Origin of the sequence: Streptomyces showdoensis (genome assembly GCF_039535475.1) — a bacterium.
Classification (GTDB): Bacteria; Actinomycetota; Actinomycetes; order Streptomycetales; family Streptomycetaceae; genus Streptomyces; species Streptomyces showdoensis.
Window position 1 is genome coordinate 1 of record NZ_BAAAXG010000007.1, and the last position, 17372, is coordinate 17372.

The 17372-nt window shown below is 74.8% G+C and carries 15 protein-coding genes; 14 read left to right on the forward strand and 1 reads right to left on the reverse strand.

Annotation, left to right across the window (positions count from 1 at the left end):
- From ABD981_RS04185 to ABD981_RS04235, 11 genes are all read left to right on the forward strand, one after another.
- A partial coding sequence (locus ABD981_RS04185) for a DNA primase family protein (protein ID WP_345527944.1) occupies positions 1–818 on the forward strand: 818 nt, incomplete at its 5' end.
- 259 nt (positions 819–1077) lie between these two features.
- Positions 1078–1818: a 3'-5' exonuclease family protein gene (locus tag ABD981_RS38750; protein ID WP_425586395.1), complete on the forward strand. Its 741-nt coding sequence runs from the start codon at positions 1078–1080 to the stop codon at positions 1816–1818.
- 1104 nt (positions 1819–2922) lie between these two features.
- Entirely contained in the window at positions 2923–3636 is a 714-nt protein-coding gene (locus tag ABD981_RS04195) for a response regulator (RefSeq protein WP_046912240.1), read from the forward strand.
- Between the two features lie 272 nt (positions 3637–3908).
- Positions 3909–4397 (forward strand): PhzA/PhzB family protein, encoded by a 489-nt coding sequence (locus tag ABD981_RS04200; protein WP_046912239.1) that lies wholly within the window; start codon positions 3909–3911, stop codon positions 4395–4397.
- Positions 4394–5590, forward strand: coding sequence for a 3-deoxy-7-phosphoheptulonate synthase (locus ABD981_RS04205; protein WP_123955240.1), 1197 nt, complete (start codon positions 4394–4396; stop codon positions 5588–5590). Before ABD981_RS04200 ends, ABD981_RS04205 begins: the two co-directional genes overlap by 4 nt.
- Positions 5587–6210, forward strand: coding sequence for an isochorismatase family protein (locus tag ABD981_RS04210; protein WP_046912238.1), 624 nt, complete (start codon positions 5587–5589; stop codon positions 6208–6210). The genes ABD981_RS04205 and ABD981_RS04210 overlap by 4 nt, the downstream gene beginning before the upstream one ends.
- Positions 6207–8174, forward strand: coding sequence for an anthranilate synthase family protein (locus ABD981_RS04215; RefSeq protein WP_046912237.1), 1968 nt, complete (start codon positions 6207–6209; stop codon positions 8172–8174). The genes ABD981_RS04210 and ABD981_RS04215 overlap by 4 nt, the downstream gene beginning before the upstream one ends.
- 16 nt (positions 8175–8190) lie before the next feature.
- Positions 8191–9027, forward strand: a complete 837-nt coding sequence (locus ABD981_RS04220; RefSeq protein WP_046912236.1) for a PhzF family phenazine biosynthesis protein — start codon at positions 8191–8193, stop codon at positions 9025–9027.
- Positions 9020–9772 (forward strand): phenazine biosynthesis FMN-dependent oxidase PhzG, encoded by a 753-nt coding sequence (gene phzG, locus ABD981_RS04225; protein ID WP_123955238.1) that lies wholly within the window; start codon positions 9020–9022, stop codon positions 9770–9772. The genes ABD981_RS04220 and phzG overlap by 8 nt, the downstream gene beginning before the upstream one ends.
- A gap of 49 nt (positions 9773–9821) precedes the next feature.
- Positions 9822–10280: a PhzA/PhzB family protein gene (locus ABD981_RS04230; RefSeq protein ID WP_046912235.1), complete on the forward strand. Its 459-nt coding sequence runs from the start codon at positions 9822–9824 to the stop codon at positions 10278–10280.
- Positions 10277–11290 (forward strand): methyltransferase, encoded by a 1014-nt coding sequence (locus ABD981_RS04235; RefSeq protein WP_046912234.1) that lies wholly within the window; start codon positions 10277–10279, stop codon positions 11288–11290. Before ABD981_RS04230 ends, ABD981_RS04235 begins: the two co-directional genes overlap by 4 nt.
- A 133-nt stretch (positions 11291–11423) precedes the next feature.
- Here ABD981_RS04235 and ABD981_RS04240 read toward each other — a convergent pair whose 3' ends face one another.
- Positions 11424–12080: a hypothetical protein gene (locus ABD981_RS04240; protein ID WP_046912233.1), complete on the reverse strand. Its 657-nt coding sequence runs from the start codon at positions 12078–12080 to the stop codon at positions 11424–11426.
- 275 nt (positions 12081–12355) lie between these two features.
- On the opposite strand from ABD981_RS04240, the gene ABD981_RS04245 reads away from it, so the two are divergent.
- From ABD981_RS04245 to ABD981_RS04255, 3 genes are all read left to right on the forward strand, one after another.
- Positions 12356–13141: an alpha/beta fold hydrolase gene (locus tag ABD981_RS04245; RefSeq protein ID WP_046912232.1), complete on the forward strand. Its 786-nt coding sequence runs from the start codon at positions 12356–12358 to the stop codon at positions 13139–13141.
- Between the two features lie 421 nt (positions 13142–13562).
- On the forward strand, positions 13563–14348 hold the full coding sequence (locus tag ABD981_RS04250) for an NPP1 family protein (protein WP_240495492.1): 786 nt from the start codon (positions 13563–13565) through the stop codon (positions 14346–14348).
- A 196-nt stretch (positions 14349–14544) separates the two neighbouring features.
- Positions 14545–17304 carry an AfsR/SARP family transcriptional regulator gene (locus tag ABD981_RS04255; RefSeq protein ID WP_345527955.1) on the forward strand — a complete coding sequence of 920 codons (2760 nt, stop codon included), beginning with the start codon at positions 14545–14547 and terminating at the stop codon, positions 17302–17304.
- Positions 17305–17372: the final 68 nt, after the last annotated feature.

Below are 17372 nucleotides of genomic sequence, written 5' to 3' on the forward strand. Positions count from 1 at the left end.
GGGTCGGCTCCGTCTGCACGACATGCGCGACATGCTCACGTACGGGCTCGACCTTGATTACCGGCCGGAAGCGGGTGTGTCCGCGGTGGGAAACCTTCCTCGCCGAGATCTTCCCCGGTATGCCGGACATGCCCGCATATATTCAGCGTCTCGTGGGCTACGGCATTACCGGACACGTCACGGAACAGAGCTTCGCCGTGCTTTGGGGGAAGGGAGCCAACGGGAAGTCAGTGCTTGTCGACACCCTCACGGCCGTATTCCGCGCTATCAGCAAGACGACGCCGTTTGCGACGTTTGAAGCGAAGTCCAGCGGCGGCATTCCAAACGACATTGCGGCACTACGCGGTGCCCGGCTGGTCATGGCGTCCGAGGGTGAGAGCGGGGCGCCCATGTCCGAAGCGATCCTAAAGCGGGTAACCGGTAAGGACATGATCTCGGCCCGCTATCTGCGACGGGAGTTCTTCGAATTCAAGCCGTCGTTTCTCCTGATGCTCGCGACCAACCACAAGCCGAAGTTTAAGAGTCAGGACGAGGGGCTTTGGCGTCGCGTCAAGCTGTTGCCGTTCCTGCGGTACTTCGCTCCCCACGAGCGGGATACCGAGCTGGACGCGAAGCTACTGGAGGAAGCCGAGGGCATCGCCGCTTGGGCGGTCCGCGGGGCCGTCGACTGGTACCGGGGGCGGGCTGCGAGACCCGCAGGTCATCACGGGTGCCTCACAGGAGTACCGGGAGACGAGCGACCAGCTAGCCGGCTTCTTCCCCGGTGTCCTGGAGCCCGCCGACGACGACCACGTGATGAACGGCAACGAAGCCTTTAACGCGTATCTCGAATGGTGCGAAGCCGAAAACCTACCCGCAAAGGGAACGGTGGACCCGACGCGCCTTCTATGACGCCATGGAAGAACGCGGAATCTACCGCCGAAAGACCATGCGCGGTATCGCTCTCGTGGGTCTCCGGGAGGCCGACGCGAGCCCCGACGCAGCGGGGCCGGGAATCTTCGCCAACTGACGCACACCACATACGCGGGTCGTCCACCAATTCACGGTGGGCGGCCCGCTTTTCGTTTAGGGGGACCCATGCTGACTTTCCGCCACACCGTGGCCGGCGAGTCGGTCACCGTGAACGTGCCCGAGGACACCACCGATCTCAAGCTCTTTTGGGATTGGCTCAACCGGGCCCGGGAACGGGGACCGATCGCGCTGGACACCGAGACAACCGGACTCAACATCTACTCGGCCGGCTATCGGCTCCGTACCGTGCAATTCGGCGACGCACACGAAGCGTGGGTGCTGCTGTACGAACAGGGCGGATACCACGCACAGTATGCTCGGGAGGCAATCCCGCGGTGCCGCGAAGTACTCATCCACAACGCTGCCTTTGACTGGCTCGTCCTGGACGAGCACGCGGGCATACGGCTGGAAGATCTCGCGCCGCACACCACGGATACGCGCATCCTCGCCGCGCTTATGCTGCGCAGCTCCTCCTGGAGCCGCAGGGAGGCGACGGCGGGCGCGGCCTGGCTGGCGAGGGAGGAGAGGATGAGGCCGTCCTGCCGGTCCAGCTCCGCCTCCCCCTCGCGCAGGCCGACGGAGAGCCGGCCGACGACGGCGCCCTGGTGGAGCATGTCGAAGTGGTGCGGGTGGTCGCCGAGCGAGCCGACCCGGGCGAGCACCCGGGCCCCGGCGCGGGTGTGCACGGCCAGGGAGGCCGCGGGCAGGCGGAGCGTCTCGACCACGGTGGCGCAGAGCGTGGCGGGGATGTCCTGGGAGCTGCCGGCGTGGCTGATGCGCTCGGCGAGGGTGTGCAGGACCTGGTAGGGGTGGGCCCGGTCCCCGTAGTAGAGCCGGTCGACCACCCCGACCGCCCAGGCGACGGTGCGGCGCAGGCCCGCGCCCATGAGGAACGCGACGGCGACCAGGGCCAGGGCGTCGGCGTACCGGCTGGGGGTCATCCCGCTGACGAGGGCGGCCACGACGGCCACGTCGGCGGTGGTGAGCAGCGCGACCACGAGCAGCCCGGCGAGGATGCGCCGCTCCGGGCGACCGAGGCGCCAGGAGCCGGTGCGGACGACGACGTAGCCGACGGAGGCCGACATGGCGACGGAGGCCGCCATCATCACCCAGTACATCGGCCAGCGCAGCGAGTCGCCGAAGTTGTACGTGATGCTCTGCGCCACGCCCCACACGACGTACGAGGCGAGCAGCGCCAGGAGCGCCGCGCGGGTGCGGGCGGAGCCGATGTGCCGGACCCTGCGGAACATGACGGTGCCGCCGAGGGCGATGAACACGAAGTGGGTGACGTTCTGGGCGACGCCGAGGTCGCTGTCGATGAGGGCCGAGACGTTCCCCCACCAGCCGCCGGCCAGGGGGTTGGGCACGCCGTACCGCTCGGGCATCGCCGCGTAGGAGAAGGCCTGCGGCGCCACCCAGGCGGCGACGGCCGCCACGTACCACCACCAGCGGCGGGCCAGCCGTCCGTCGGGGAACCACAGCGGCAGCGAGTACCAGAGGGTGACCTTGAGCCAGTTGGCGAGCGCCTCGAAGACCAGGACGGCGGCGCGCAGCGGGTCGCCGCCGTGTCCCAGCCACAGGGGCGCGGCGAAGGCGGCGGGCAGGATCACCGTCATCCCGTACGCGATGAACACCCAGCCGACCGGGCGGCCCGGCCAGTGGGCGTGGACGAGGACGCCGGCGGCGACGGCGGGCAGCCCGTACACCAGGACGCGGAGGCTCTGGGCGCTCTCGGAGACCCCGGGGTTCCCCAGATTGACCAGGAGGTAGCAGATCCACAGCCCGCTGAGGGCGACGGCGACCGCCGCGCACAGCGCGGCTGCGGCCAGCCGGCGCTCGCCGTCCGCCCGGTGGGAACCCCACGGCGCGTTCTCACTCCATGCGTTCATATGCATACCTATAGTAATCGGCATGACGGCAGAAGGCCCCCAGGGCTCTCAGGGCTCCGAGACGTCCGCGGTCACGGTGGTGCTGGTGGACGACCACCCGATGTTCCTGGACGGGCTGCGCGGGGCGCTGCTTCCGGAGGACGGGTTCCGGGTGGTGGGCGAGGCCTCCTCCGCGGCGGACGCCGTGGCGCTCTGCGCGCGGACCGGGCCGCAGGTGGTGGTGCTCGATCTCGGGCTGCCGGACGCCTCGGGCATCGAGGTGACCCGGCAGCTGCTCGGCGACCGGCCGGAGACCCGGGTGCTGGTCCTCAGCATGTCCGAGGACGACGACAACCTCCTCGCGGCGGTACGGGCCGGAGCCAGCGGCTACCTGGTGAAGGGCGCCGGACGCGAGGAGATCATCGGGGCGATCCGTACGGTCGCGGGCGGCGGCGCGGTGTTCGGGCCGCGGATCGCCGAGCGGCTCCAGTCGTTCTTCGGGGCGCTCGCGGCCGCGCCGGGACGGGAGGTCTTCCCCGATCTGACCCCGCGCGAGCTGGAGGTGCTCGACCTGCTCGCGAGCGGACTCGACTACCGCCAGATCGCGCGCCGGCTGACCATCTCGGACAAGACGGTCCGCAACCACGTCACGAACATCTTCAGCAAGCTGCGGGTCAACGACCGGGCCCAGGCGATCGTCCGGGCCCGCAACGCCGGGCTCGGCACCGACGGGGCTCCGCCGCAGCGCCACGACTGATCCCATGACGCCCTCCTGATACGCCTCGGACCCCCGCCCGGGCGTCCTCACCCGCACCACCCTCCCCGTCCCGGCGTACCGGGCGCATGAGGCGGGCGGCCCCGTCGTGTCCCGGTCCGGACCGGGTTCCGCGACCCGGTCGCGGTTGAGGGAGCGGCCGGTCCCCCGACCCGGGCGCCCGGGTTCCCGGGCGGCGGAGCGTGGACGCATCGCGATCGCCGGACCCTCCGGCGGCACCGACACCGCATCCACGGACCACCAGAGGACCCGACATGTCCCGCACCGCACCGCGGCCCGGCTCCGCCGAGGCGAGCGCACTGCGCCGGCGCAACCGGCAGACCGTCGAGACGTACATGACCACCCGGGGCGAGGACCGGCTCCGCAGGCACGAGCTGTTCACGGAGGACGGCACCGGCGGCCTGTGGACCACCGACACCGGCGCCCCGATCGCCATCCGGGGCCGGGACCGGCTCGCCGAGCACGCGGTCTGGTCGCTGCGCTGCTTCCCCGACTGGGAGTGGTACGGCGTCCGCGTCTTCGAGACGCAGGACCCGAACCACTTCTGGGTGGAGTGCGACGGCCACGGCCGGATCCGCTTCCCCGGCTATCCGGAGGGGTTCTACGAGAACCACTTCCTGCACTCCTTCGAGCTGGCCGACGGCCGGATCGTCCGGAACCGCGAATTCATGAACCCGTTCGCCCAACTGCGCGCCCTGGGCATCCCGGTGCCCACGGTCCGCCGAGAGGGGATACCGACATGAGCCCGGTGCACGCCGTGGAGGAGCTGCTCCACGAGATACGCGGCCGGGGCGCCGAACAGCAGCCCGACTGGCCCGACCCGGCGCAGACCCGGCGGGTGCGGGCGGCCCTGGCGGGCCGGCCGGCCCTGGTCCGGCCCGAGGACCTGCGGGCGCTCGGCGTGCTGCTGTCCCGGGTCGCCGAGGGCCGGGCGCTGGTCGTGCAGTCCGGCGACTGCGCCGAGGACCCCGAGGAGCGGACCGCGGGCCACGTGGGCCGCCGGGTCGCCGTGCTCGACCTGCTGGCCGGGGCGCTGCGCACCACCACCCGCAAGCCGGTGGTGCGGGTGGGCCGGATCGCCGGCCAGTACGCCAAGCCGCGCTCCAGCCCCGTCGAGCGGATCGGCGACCGGGAGCTCCCCTCGTACCGGGGGCACCTGGTCAACGGGCCCGAACCCGACGAGGAGAGCCGGCGGCCGGACCCGCTGCGCCTGCTGCTCGGCTACCTGGCGGCCGGGGACGTCATGGAGCACCTGGGCTGGCGCGGGCCGCACGCGGCGCGCGGCCCCGAACCGCCGGTCTGGACGAGCCACGAGGCCCTGCTGCTCGACTACGAGGTGCCGCTGCTGCGCCGCGACGACGAGGGCCGGCTCTACCTCGGCTCCACGCACTGGCCGTGGATCGGCAAGCGGACCCGGCACGTCGACGGCGCCCACGTCGCCCTGCTCGCCCGGGTGGGCAACCCGGTGGCCTGCAAGGTCGACGCCGAGCTCGCCCCGGCCGAACTGCTCGCCCTGTGCGAGCGGCTCGACCCGGGGCGGGTGCCCGGGCGGCTGACCCTGATCGCCCGGATGGGCGCGGGGCTGGTGGCCGACCGGCTGCCGCCGCTGGTGGCGGCCGTGCGGGCGGCGGGACATCCGGTGAGCTGGCTCTGCGACCCGATGCACGGCAACACCGTGCAGGCCGGGGACGGGACCAAGACCCGGGTCGTGCCGACCGTGCGCCGTGAGGTCGCGCTGTTCCAGCGGGCCGTCGAGTCCGCCGGGGGCGTGGCCGCGGGGCTGCACCTGGAGACCACTCCGGACGAGGTCACCGAGTGCGCCTCGGACCACCACGGCCTGGACCGGGTCTCCGAGCACTACACGACCTTCTGCGACCCGCGGCTCAATCCCTCGCAGGCCCTCGGCGTCGTCTCCGTCTGGAGGGGAGAACCGTGACCGGCATCCCGGAGATCGCCCCCTACCGGCTGCCGTCGGCGGACGAGCTGCCCGCCAACACCGCCCGGTGGCGGCTCGATCCGAGCCGCGCGGTGCTGCTCGTCCACGACATGCAGCGCTATTTCCTCGCCCCCTTCCCGGCCGACCCGCGCCGGGCGCTGGTCGACCGGGCCGCGCTGCTGCGCACGTGGTGCGCGGCGCGCGGGATGCCCGTCGCGTACACGGCCCAGCCCGGTTCGATGACCCGCCGGGAGCGGGGTCTGCTGGGGGACTTCTGGGGGCCCGGGATGCGGGCCGCCCCCGAGGACCGGGAGGTGGTGGCGGCGCTCGCGCCGGCCGCCGGCGACTGGCTCCTCGTCAAGCGCCGCTACAGCGCCTTCTTCCGCTCCGGGCTGCTCGCCCGGCTGCGGGAGGCCGGCCGCGACCAGCTCGTCCTGTGCGGGGTCTACGCCCACGTGGGCGTCCTCGCGACGGCGGTCGAGGCCTTCAGCCACGACATCCGGGTGTTCCTGGTCGCCGACGCCGTCGCCGACTTCTCCCGGGAGCACCACGACGCCGCCCTGCGGTACGCCGCCGAGCGCTGCGCCGTGGTCGTCACCACCGAGGAGGTCCTGTCATGACCGACGCCCTGGACGCACTCCTGGGCCCCGGGCCCCGGCCCGCCGCGTACGCGCTGCTGCACCGCCCGGGCGCCGGCGCCCCGGACGTCCTCGACGTCCTGACCGGCCGGGTGTCGCTGCCCGCCGCCCTCGCCGGGATCCCGCTGCCCGAGCGGCCGGAGCCGGGGCGGGGCGCGTGCCACGAGTCGCTGGTCGTGGTCCCGTACCGGCAGATCACCGAGCGCGGCTTCGCCTGTGCCGACGACGGGGCGCCGCTGATCGCCCTGACCGTGACCGGCCAGGACACCGTCCCGCTGGGCGAGGCGCTCGCCCGGCTGCCGCGGGAGGCGACGGCGCTCACCGGTGGCCGCTTCGACCTCGACGACGAGGCGTACGCGCGGAGCGTCGGCCGGGTCGTGCGGGAGGCGATCGGCGAGGGCGCGGGCGCCAACTTCGTCCTGCGGCGCACCTTCCTCGCGGAGCTCGACGGGTACGGCCCGGACAGCGCGCTCGCCTTCTTCCGGCGCCTGCTGGAGCAGGAGTCCGGCGCGTACTGGACCTTCCTCGTGCACACCGGGGCCCGCACCTTCGTCGGGGCCTCGCCCGAGCGGCACGTCAGCCTGCGGGGCGGTACGGCGGTGATGAACCCGATCAGCGGCACGTACCGGCATCCGCCCGAGGGCCCCAGCCTGCCCGGGGTCATGGAGTTCCTCTCCGACCGGAAGGAACGCGACGAGCTGTCGATGGTGGTGGACGAGGAGCTGAAGATGATGGCGCGGATCTGCGAGGGCGGCGGCCGGGTCGTCGGTCCCTACCTCAAGGAGATGGCGCGGCTCGCCCACACCGAGTACCTCATCGAGGGCCGCACCGACCGCGAGGTGCGCGAGGTGCTGCGCGAGACGCTGTTCGCGCCGACCGTCACCGGCTCCCCGCTGGAGAGCGCCTGCCGGGTGATCGCCCGTCACGAGGGGCGGGGCCGCGGCTACTACAGCGGGGTGGTGGCGCTGATCGGCCGGGACGCGGCCGGCGGCCGGGAGCTGGACTCCGCGATCCTGATCCGCACCGCCGACATCGACGCGGCCGGCCGGGTCGGCATCGGCGTCGGGGCCACGGTGGTGCGGCACTCCGACCCGGACGCCGAGGCGGCCGAGACCCGGGCCAAGGCGGCCGGGCTGCTCGCCGCCCTCGAAGGCGACGGCCCCGGCCCGTTCGGCGGCCACCCGGAGGTGCGGGCCGCGCTGGAGCGGCGGAACGCGGACCTCTCCGGCTTCTGGCTCGGAGCGGCCGGCGGGCGGGAGGAGACCGGGGACGGCGGCGGAGCCGCCGGCGCCGGGGGCCCCGGACTCGCCGGACTCGCCGGGCTCGCCGGGCTCGCCGGGCTCGCCGGGCGAACGGTGCTCGTCGTCGACGCCGAGGACACCTTCACCGCGATGATCGCCCACCAGCTGCGCTCCCTCGGGCTCGTGGTGACGGTCCGCCGCCACGACGAGGAGTACGCGCCCGACGCGTTCGACCTGGTGGTCCTGGGGCCCGGCCCGGGCGACCCGGCCGAGGCCGGCCACCCCCGCATCGACGCCCTGCGGGCGGCGGCCCGCGGTCTGCTGGCGCGCGGGCGCCCGTTCCTCGCCGTCTGCCTGAGCCATCAGGTGGTCAGCCTGGAGCTCGGCCTGCCGCTGGTCCGCCGGGACGTGCCCCACCAGGGCGTGCAGAAGGAGATCGACCTGTTCGGCCGGCGCGAACGGGTCGGCTTCTACAACACCTTCGCCGCGCGCGGCGAGGCCGACCGGACCGTCGTCGACGGGGTCGGCGCGGTGGAGCTGAGCCGCGACCCCGAGACCGGCGAGGTGCACGCGCTGCGCGGCCCGCACTTCACCACCCTGCAGTTCCACCCCGAGTCCGTGCTCACCCGCGACGGCCCGGGCATCTTCGCCCGCGCCGCCCGCCGGGCGCTGCGGACGCCCGGACCCCGGCCGTCGGCCCGGTGAGGAAGGAGGGGACGTCATGCGCCCGTACGTCGTCGTGGACGCCTTCGCCGGCGAGCCCCTGCGGGGCAACCCGGTGGCCGTGTTCTTCGACTGCGCCGGTCTGCCGGCCGCCCGGATGCAGCGCATCGCCCGCGAGATGAACCTGTCGGAGGTGACCTTCGTGCTGCCGCCGCGCCGCGGCGGCGACGCCCGGGTGCGCATCTTCACCCCGGTGAACGAACTGCCCTTCGCCGGGCACCCGTTGCTCGGCACCGCGGTCGCGCTCGGTCCGTACGTGCGCGGCGACCGGCTGCTCCTGGAGACCGCGATGGGGATGGTGCCCTGCCGGCTCGACCGGCGGGCGGGCCGGGTGGCGGCGGCCACGATGCGGCAGCCGCTGCCCACCTGGGAGCCCTTCGAGCGGGCGGCCGAACTGCTCGCGGCGCTGGGCGTGGGCGCGTCCACGCTGCCCGTGGAGGTCTACCGCAACGGCCCCCGGCACGTCTTCGTCGGTCTGGGGTCGGTCGCCGCGCTGTCCGCCCTGGCCCCCGACCACCGGGCCCTCGCCGCCTTCGAGGACCTGGCCGCGAACTGCTTCGCCGGGGCCGGGACGCGCTGGCGCAGCCGGATGTTCTCGCCCGCGTACGGCGTGGTCGAAGACGCGGCGACGGGCTCGGCGGCCGGTCCGCTCGCCGTCCACCTGGCCCGGCACGGGCGGGTGCCGTACGGGCGCCGCATCGAGATCCGGCAGGGGGTCGAACTGGGCCGCCACTCCCTGATGCTGGCCCGGGCCGAGGGGTCCGGGGACCGGGTCGAGTCCGTCGAGGTCGGCGGCGAGGCCGTCACCGTGGCCCACGGGAGGATCCATGTCTGAGCACACCGCGCACACCGACCGGTCCGCACGCACCGCCGCACACGCCGCACAGGCCGAGCGCACCGAACGCAACCGCTGCGGCCCGCCCCCCGCCTCACCGGGGCCGGGCCGGTCGGAGACCCTGACCGGGACGGTCGCGCTGCCCTTCCCCGAGTACGAGGAGCCGCCCGCCGATCCGCTGGGGCTGCTGCGCCGCTGGCTGGAGGGCGCGGAGGCGCTCGGCGTCCGCGAGCCCCGGGCACTGGCGCTGGCCACCGCCGACCGGGGCGGACGCCCGTCCACCCGGATCGTCGCCGTGAGCCGGATCACCGCCACCGGGCTGCTCTTCGCCACCCACCGCGGCAGCCGCAAGGAGCGCGAACTGCGCGCCAACCCCTGGGCGTCGGGGCTGCTCTACTGGCGCGAGACGAGCCGGCAGGTCAGCGCGGGCGGCCGGGTCCGGCGGCTCCCCGACGCCACCGCCGACGCCCTGTGGGCGGCCCGCCCGGTGTTCACCCACGCGATGACCGTGGCGTCCCGGCAGAGCGCCCCGCTGGCCGGCCCCGCCGAGGTGGCCGCGCTGCGCGCCCGCGCCGCGCGGCTGGCCGAGGCCGGGCCGCAGCCGCGCCCCGCCGCGTACATCGCCCTCGAACTCGTACCCGATCAGCTGGAGTTCTGGGCCGACGGCACCGGCCGGCTGCACGAGCGGCTGCGTTACGAGCGCGGCCCCGGGGGCGACTGGCGGTCCTGGCGCCTCCAGCCCTGAGTCCCACGACGCCCCTCCTTCGATCCTTCCGCTCCGAAAGGAACCCGTGATGTGCGAGTCCACGCTCCGCGACCGCAACCGCGCGACCGTCGACGCCTTCCTCCGCACCGACCGCGAGAGCAGACTGCGGCGCCACACCCTCTACACCGAGGACGGCACGGCCGCCCTGTTCTTCACCGACGTCGGCCGGCCGATCGTCGTCCACGGCCGCGAGCACCTGCGGCGGCACGGCGAACTGTCGCTCCAGGTGCTGCCCGACTGGGTCTGGACCGACGTCGAGGTGTACGAGACGCAGCACGCCGGCCTGATCTGGGTCGAGTGCGGCGGCGAGGGCACCATCCGCTTCCCCGGCTATCCGGCCGGCCGCTACCGCAACCGCTTCGTCCACCGTTTCGAGTTGGCGGACGGCCTCATCGCGGCCAGCCGCGAGTACACCAACCCCATCGAGCACATGCGCTCCCTGGGCATCGGCACACCCCGCATCGAGAGGGGCTGGATACCGTCATGACCACCGACCCGCGGGCCGTGCGCGCCACGGTCGAGCTCGTCACCGGGGCCTGGCGCACCCAGGCCGTCCACGTCGCCGCCCGGCTGCGGCTGCCCGACCTGGTGGCCGGGGGCCACCGCGACGGCGCCGCGCTCGCCGCCGCCACCGGCCTCGACCCGGACGTCGCGCACCGGCTGCTGCGTCTCCTGGTCCTGCTCGGGGTGTTCGCGACGGACGCCGACGGCGGCTACCGCACGACGCCCGTCGGCGAGCTGCTCCGCGACCGGCCCGGCTCGCTGCGCGACATGTGCCTGCTGTACGGGGAGGAGTTCTACCGCGCCTGGGGGCACGCCGAGGAGGCGCTGACCACCGGGACCCCCGGCTTCGAACTGGCCTACGGCGAGCCGCTGATCCCCCATCTGGCCGCGGACCCGGAGGCGGCGGCCCGGTTCCAGCGGGTGATGCAGGCCGGGCACGCCGTCTTCGACGCGGTTCCGGCCGTCCTCGGCCTCACGGGGCCGCGGCGGGTGGTGGACGTCGGCGGCGGCAGCGGGCGGCTCCTCGCCACCGTCCTCGCGGCCGCCCCGGCCGCCCGGGGGGTGCTCGTCGACCTGCCGCACGTGCTGCCGCTGGCCCGCGCCCACCTGGCCGCCGGCGTCGGCCTGGACCGGGTCGAGCTGCTGGCCCAGGACGTCTTCGACGCCCCGCTGCCGGCCGGCGGGGACGTCTACCTGCTGTCCCGGGTGCTCGGCGACTGGGACGACGAGCGCTGCGTGCGGCTGCTGCGCCGGGTGCGGGCCGCCCTCGCGCCCGGGGCGCGGCTGTTCGTCCTGGAGCGGGTCACCACGGACGACGGCTCGGGCGCGCTGGCCGCGCTGTGGGACCTGCACCTGCTGGTGGTCAACGGGGGCCGGCAGCGCACCCTGGACGACTACCGCGGCCTGCTGGGCCGTTCGGGGCTGGCCCTCGAACGGGTGGTGGAGCTGCCGCTGGAGACGAAGGGACTGCTGGTGGGCGTCGCGTCGGGGTGAGGCCCGGGCCCCCGGTCACCCGGATCCGTCCGGGGAGCGGGACCGGTCGGGCTCCCCGGACGGATCCGGGGAGCCGGTCGGCCGGTCGGCCGGTCAGCCGGTCAGCCGGTCAGCCGGTCAGCCGGTCAGCCGGTCAGCCGGTCACGGTGATCTGCTGGGCCGGGTCGGTGGTGTCCGTGAGCTGGTAGGTGGCGCTGAAGGTCGCCGACTGGTTGCCGGTCGGGCAGAGGAAGCCGCCGGTCGCGGTGGCGGGGACGGGCGCGTTGGCGATGGCCAGGCTGGAGGGGGCGCCGTTGGTCCAGGTGCCGTTGACGGCGGTCGGGCCGCTCGGCGAGGCGGTGATGGTGCAGCTGGCGAGGCCGCTGGTCTTCAACACGACACCGCCCTTGGGGATGGTGAAGCCGCCGGTGACGGGGGTCCCGTTCTGGACGGAGAGCGTCCAGGGGCCGTTGGTGGCGTTGCTCGTGATGGTGACGTTCACGCCGAAGATGCTGGTGGTGCAGCCGCCGAAGGTGGGCGGGTTGACGGGGACGGAGACGGGGCCCGCGGCGTTGTGGTTGCCGGGGGCGGCGGGGACGGTGTTGTTCGCCCCGCTCGTCGGTACGGAGGCGGAGACCGTGCAGGTCATGGTGGTCGACCCGGCGACGAAGGTGGCCTTGCCGGTGAGCTTGGCGGAGAAGGAGTGGCCGGCCGGGAGCAGGGTGGTCGGGGCGGCCTGGGTGCCGGTGGATCCGAAGGCGAGAGCGGTGGCGGCGGCGAGGCCGGTCACGGAGACGAGCAGCTTGGACATGGGGGATCTCCTCGGTGTTCGACGGTGGGGTGCGAGGAGGTGCGGGTCGTCGCGTGGTACGTGTGCCAGGGTGCGTTCGCGTGTGCCGGGTCGCGTGGTGCCTGGGGGGAACGCGCAAAGTGACTTGAGAGTAGAACCGGCCGGTAGGGGTGTCCAGGCAAGATTTCCGCCACTACTGACACGGCGTCAGGAACGTTGACCCGACGGGGTACTTGACACCGACTCGACCGGAGGCGGGCTGGTGCACCCCGGGACGCTCCGCCCAGACTGGACCCATGGAAACCATGGTGAAGGCGGACGGCGGCGAGCTCTGGGCGGACGACACGGGCGGGAACGGACTGCCGCTGGTCCTGGTGCACCCGGGCGTCGGCGACTCCACGATCTGGGACCCGGTCCTGCCGGCGCTCGCCGCCCGGCACCGGGTCATCCGCTACGACGCCCGCGGCTACGGGCGTTCGCCCGCGCCCGTCGTGCCGTACCTGCCCGAGGCGGACCTCGCCGCGGTGCTCGACCACTTCGGCCTCGGGCAGGCGGTGCTGGTCGGCTCCAGCATGGGCGGGGCCGCCTCGATCGGCTTCACCCTGGACCAGCCCGAACGGGTGGCGGGCCTCGCGCTGCTCGTCCCCGGGGTCACCGGCTACGCGCCGCTGGAGGACGAGGAGTTCTACCAGGACGTCGAGCGGCTGGCGAAGGCCGGCGACCTGGAGGGCGTCGTGCGGCTCGGCATGGGCCTGTGGGGCGCGGCCGGCGGCGGCACCCCCGAGTCCGACCCGGTGGTCGCCGCCCACTTCCGGGCGGTGCTGCCCGCCTGGTTCGCCAACGTCGGCCACCAGCGGACCGGAGCCCCGGCCTTCGACCGGCTCGGCGAGATCTCCGTGCCCACGGTGCTGGCCCTGGGCGAGCTGGACCGGCCGGTGGTGGTGCGCTGCAACGAGGAGATGGCGGCACGGATCCCCCGCTGCCGCCTCGAACGGCTGGCCGCCACCGACCACTACCCGACCCTGCGGGAGCCGGAGACCGTCACGCGGCTGATCGAGGAGCTGTACGCCAAGGCGGTCTGAGCCCCCGGAGGCCGCGACGCACCCGCGGCCGGGCGGACGAGGAGGCCGGGCGGACGCGGGCCCCCGCGGCGGATGAGCCGCGCGCCCCCGGAGCCGCCCCCGGAGCGAAGCCGGGGTCCGGGGGCGGCCGAGAGCGACGGTGTCGGCGCACGCCGCTCTGCGGGGCACGGGGTCCGAGAGCCCCCACGGCTCTCGTTCGGGACGACCCCGGCCCTCCGATCCTGCCTCGCCCCGGCCCGGGTTCCGCGGTCACCCGGCGCCTCCCACACGATCCGGCGAACGCGCCCGTCCGGCTTGACGCGCCGCGCGCCCCTCGCACGCCCCTCCCGTAACCCCCCGTTCCCCGCAGGGTGGTTGACGGCCCACGGGGCCGGCTGCGAGGGTCTGCCTCCCCCACACCGGCCAAGGAGTTGTCGTGCACCTGATAAACACCCCATCCGCGCCCCGGCCCGGCCGGCGGCGCTCCGTCCTCGCCGCCCTGCTGTGCGCCCTCGCCCTCGTCCTCGGCGTCCCCGCGACCGCCCACGCCGCCGTCCTGCCGCAGCTGCCGCAGAACGCCGACGGACTCGACCAGACCTTCTCCCCCGCGTACGACTACGACACCGACGGCTGCTACGCCACCGCCGCCATCGGCCTGGACGGCACGCTCAACCCCGGCCTGAAGCTGGGCGGCACGGTGAACGGCAAGTGCCACGACCCGGCCCAGCTCGCCGCCGCGAACAGCTACTCGCGGAGCAAGTGCAACAACGGCTGGTGCGCCGTGATGTACGCGAGCTACTTCGAGAAGGACCAGGCGACCTGGGGCCCGCTGGCCATCGGCCACACCCACGACTGGGAGCACGTGGTCGTGTGGATCAGCGGCGACCAGGTCCAGTACGTGTCGGTCTCCCAGCACAGCGGCTACCAGGTGGCGGCCCGCTCGGCGGTGCGCTTCGACGGCACCCACCCCAAGGTCGTCTACCACAAGGACGGCGCCTCGACCCACTGCTTCCGCTTCGCCAATCCGGACGACGAGCGCGTCGAGAACGCCACCGGCGGCTGGTTCTACCCGCGTCTGGTGGGCTGGAACGGCTATCCGGCCGGCCTGCGCGACCGGCTGACGGGCGCCGACTTCGGCTCCGCCACCCTCAAGATCCGGGACGTCGACTTCGCGTACGCGCTCGGCCGCGCCAAGCCCTCGGGCATCCCCTTCGACCCGAACGCCTGAGCCCCGGCCGGGCCGTCCGGACACCGGGACGGCCCGGCGCGGACACCGTGACGGGAGCCGTGCCGGGCGCCGTGTGATCAAGCCGAACTACGTGAGGCCTGTCCGGTTCCGGACAACTGGAGGATCCCGACAAAGGCCTGCGAGGGGCGGGCGGTGATACTGGAGGGCCCACGGGATCAGCGAAAAGGAGGGCCGGGTGGAGTTCCGCCTGCTCGGAACGGTGTCCATCGAGGCCGAGGCGGGTGAACTGCCCCTCGGCCCCGCCAAGCGGCGCAGCGTCCTCGCGGCCCTCCTGCTGCGCGCGAACGCCGTCGTCCCGGTGGACCGGCTGATCGACGCCGTCTGGGACGAGGTGCCGCCCGCCCGGGCCCGCACCGTCGTCCAGGGACACGTCTCGCGGCTGCGGGCCCTGTTCGAGCAGGGCGGTGCCGGCGAGTACGGGGTCGAGCTGGCCACCCACGGCCAGGCCTACGAGCTGCGGATGCCCGACCACCTCCTGGACGCGCACCGCTTCGAGGAGCTGGTCCAGCTCGCCGGGCACCAGAAGCACCCCGGGGACGCCGTCCTGATGCTGCGCGAGGCGCTCGCCCTGTGGAGGGGGCCCGCGCTCACCGGGGTGGTGGCGAGCGAACCGCTGCTGGTCGCCGCGCGGGCGCTGGAGGAGACCCGGCTGGTCACCGTCGAGCAGCTGGCGGCGGCGTACGGGCGGCTCGGCGAGCACGTGAAGGCGGCGGCGCTGCTGCGCGCCGAGGCGGTGGCCAACCCGCTGCGCGAGTCCCTCGCGGCCGCCCTGATGCTGTCGCTGTACCGGGCCGGGCACCAGTCGGACGCCCTCGACTGCTACCACCGCACCCGGACCCAGCTCGCCGACGAACTGGGCGTGGACCCCGGCCCCGCGCTGCGGGCCGCGTACGAGGCCGTGCTGCGCGGGACCCCGCCGGCCGCGCCGCACACCGCGGGCGAGGCCCCCGTGGCGGGCGGGCCCCCCGAGTGGCCCGAGCCCGCGGGCGGCTCCGCCGCCGAGGCCGAGGCCCCGGCCCCCGCCCCTGCGCTGCCCGCGCCCGACCTGCTGCCCCGCGCCCCGCGCGGCTTCCTGGGCCGCGCCCGGGAGCTGGCCGCCCTCGACACCGCCGTCGAGCGGGCCCGGGTCGCGCTGGTCACCGGCCCCGCCGGGGTCGGCAAGACCGCGCTCGCCCTGAACTGGGCGCACCGCCGGTCCGCCCACTACCCGGACGGGGTGCTCTACGCCGACCTGCGGGGCTTCAGCCCGGACGACGGGGTCGACAGCGCCGACGTGCTGCGGGAGTTCCTGCCCGCCCTCGGCGTGCCGCCGCGCCAGGTGCCGGAGTCGCCGACGGCCGCCGCCGCGCTGTACCGGTCCCTCACCGAGGACCGGGCGCTGCTCGTCGTCCTGGACAACGTGCGCAGCGCCGACCGGGCCCGCCCGCTGCTGCCCGCCGGTGCGCGGAGCGCGACCGTGGTCACCTCCCGGCTCCGGCTGGGGGGCCTGGTCGTGAGCGAGCTCGCCCGCCCGGTGCCGCTCGGCGTCCTCGGGCTCGACGACGCGGCGGCGCTGCTCGCCGCCGCGGTCGGCGGGGACCGGGTGGACGCCGAGCCCGCGGCCGCCCGCCGGCTCGCCGCGCTCTGCGACGGGCTGCCGCTCGCGCTGCGGGTCACCGCCGCGCAGCTCGCCGCCCGCCCGCACTGGCGGCTGGCCGACCTGGCCGCCGAACTGGCCGACGAGCAGCGCCGCTTGTCCCTGCTCTCGGTGGACCACTCCGAGGGCTGCGACGGGCAGGGCGTGGCCGCCGCGCTCCGCCTCACCGTGCAGGGCCTGCCCGAGGAGGCCGCGCGGCTGTTCCGGCAGCTGGGCGTGGTGCCCGGCACGGACCTGGACCGGCACGCGGCGGCGGCGCTGCTCGACCGGACGCCCCCGGTCGCCGCGGAGGCCCTGGACCGCCTCTGCGACGCCCACCTGCTCACCGAGTACGCGCCCGGCCGGCACACCCTGCACGACCTGGTGCGGCTCTACGCCCGCGGCCTCGACGCCGACGGGGACGCCCTGCTGCGGCTGCTCGACCACTACACGCTCACCGCCATGGCCGCCGCCCGCGCCGCCGAGCCGGACGACCAGCCCTGCTGCGCGGTGCCGTCCAACGCCCGACTGCCCAGGACCGCGGTGCAGTTCGCGGGGCGGGACGCGGCCCTGCTCTGGTACGCGGCCGAGCGCGACAACCTCGCTGCGGCCGTCGCGGCCGCCCGCGCGGCCGGGCACCACGACCGGGCCTGGCGGCTCGCCGTCCTCCAGTGGCCGTACATCCTCTGGCACAGCCACGACGGCTGGGTGCCGCTCCTGGAGGCGGCCGCCGACTCCGCCGCCCGGGAGAAGGACCCCGACGCCGAGTCCCGGGTGCGCGCCCTCCTCGGCTGGATCCTCACCCAGGAGAATCGTCTCTCCGAGGCCCTGGTGCACCTGCGCCTCGCGCCCTCGCTGGCCGCCCGCGCGGGCGAGCCCTCCAGCGAGGCCACCGCCCTGGTCAACCTGGCCGTCGCCCTCGACCGCTTCGGCGTGAGCGACGAGTCCCTCGCCCACACCGCGCGGGCGGCCGCCCTCGTCCGGGGCAGCGGGGACGTCATGACCGAGCTGCTGGCCCTGGAGCACCGGGGCCGCCAGCTGCTCTCCGTGGGCGACCCGGCCGGCGCCCTCGCCTGCGCCCGGGAGGGGCTCGCCCTGGACGGCGACACGGTCAACGGCCTGGTGGGCATCCGGCACAGCATGCTGACCGCCACGGCGGGCGCGGCCCTGCTCGACCTGGGCCGGACCGAGGAGGCCGGTACGCTGCTCGTACGCGCCCGGGAACTGGGCCTCGCGCACGGCCACAAGGAGAGCGTGCAGCGGGTGGAGGCCCAACTGCGGCGGCTCGACGGGATCGCCGCGGCGGCGACCGAGCGTTAGCCGGGCGTTAGCCGGGCGGCAACGGGACGGCAGTGGCCCCCGTGAATGTGGTGGAGACCAATGAAACG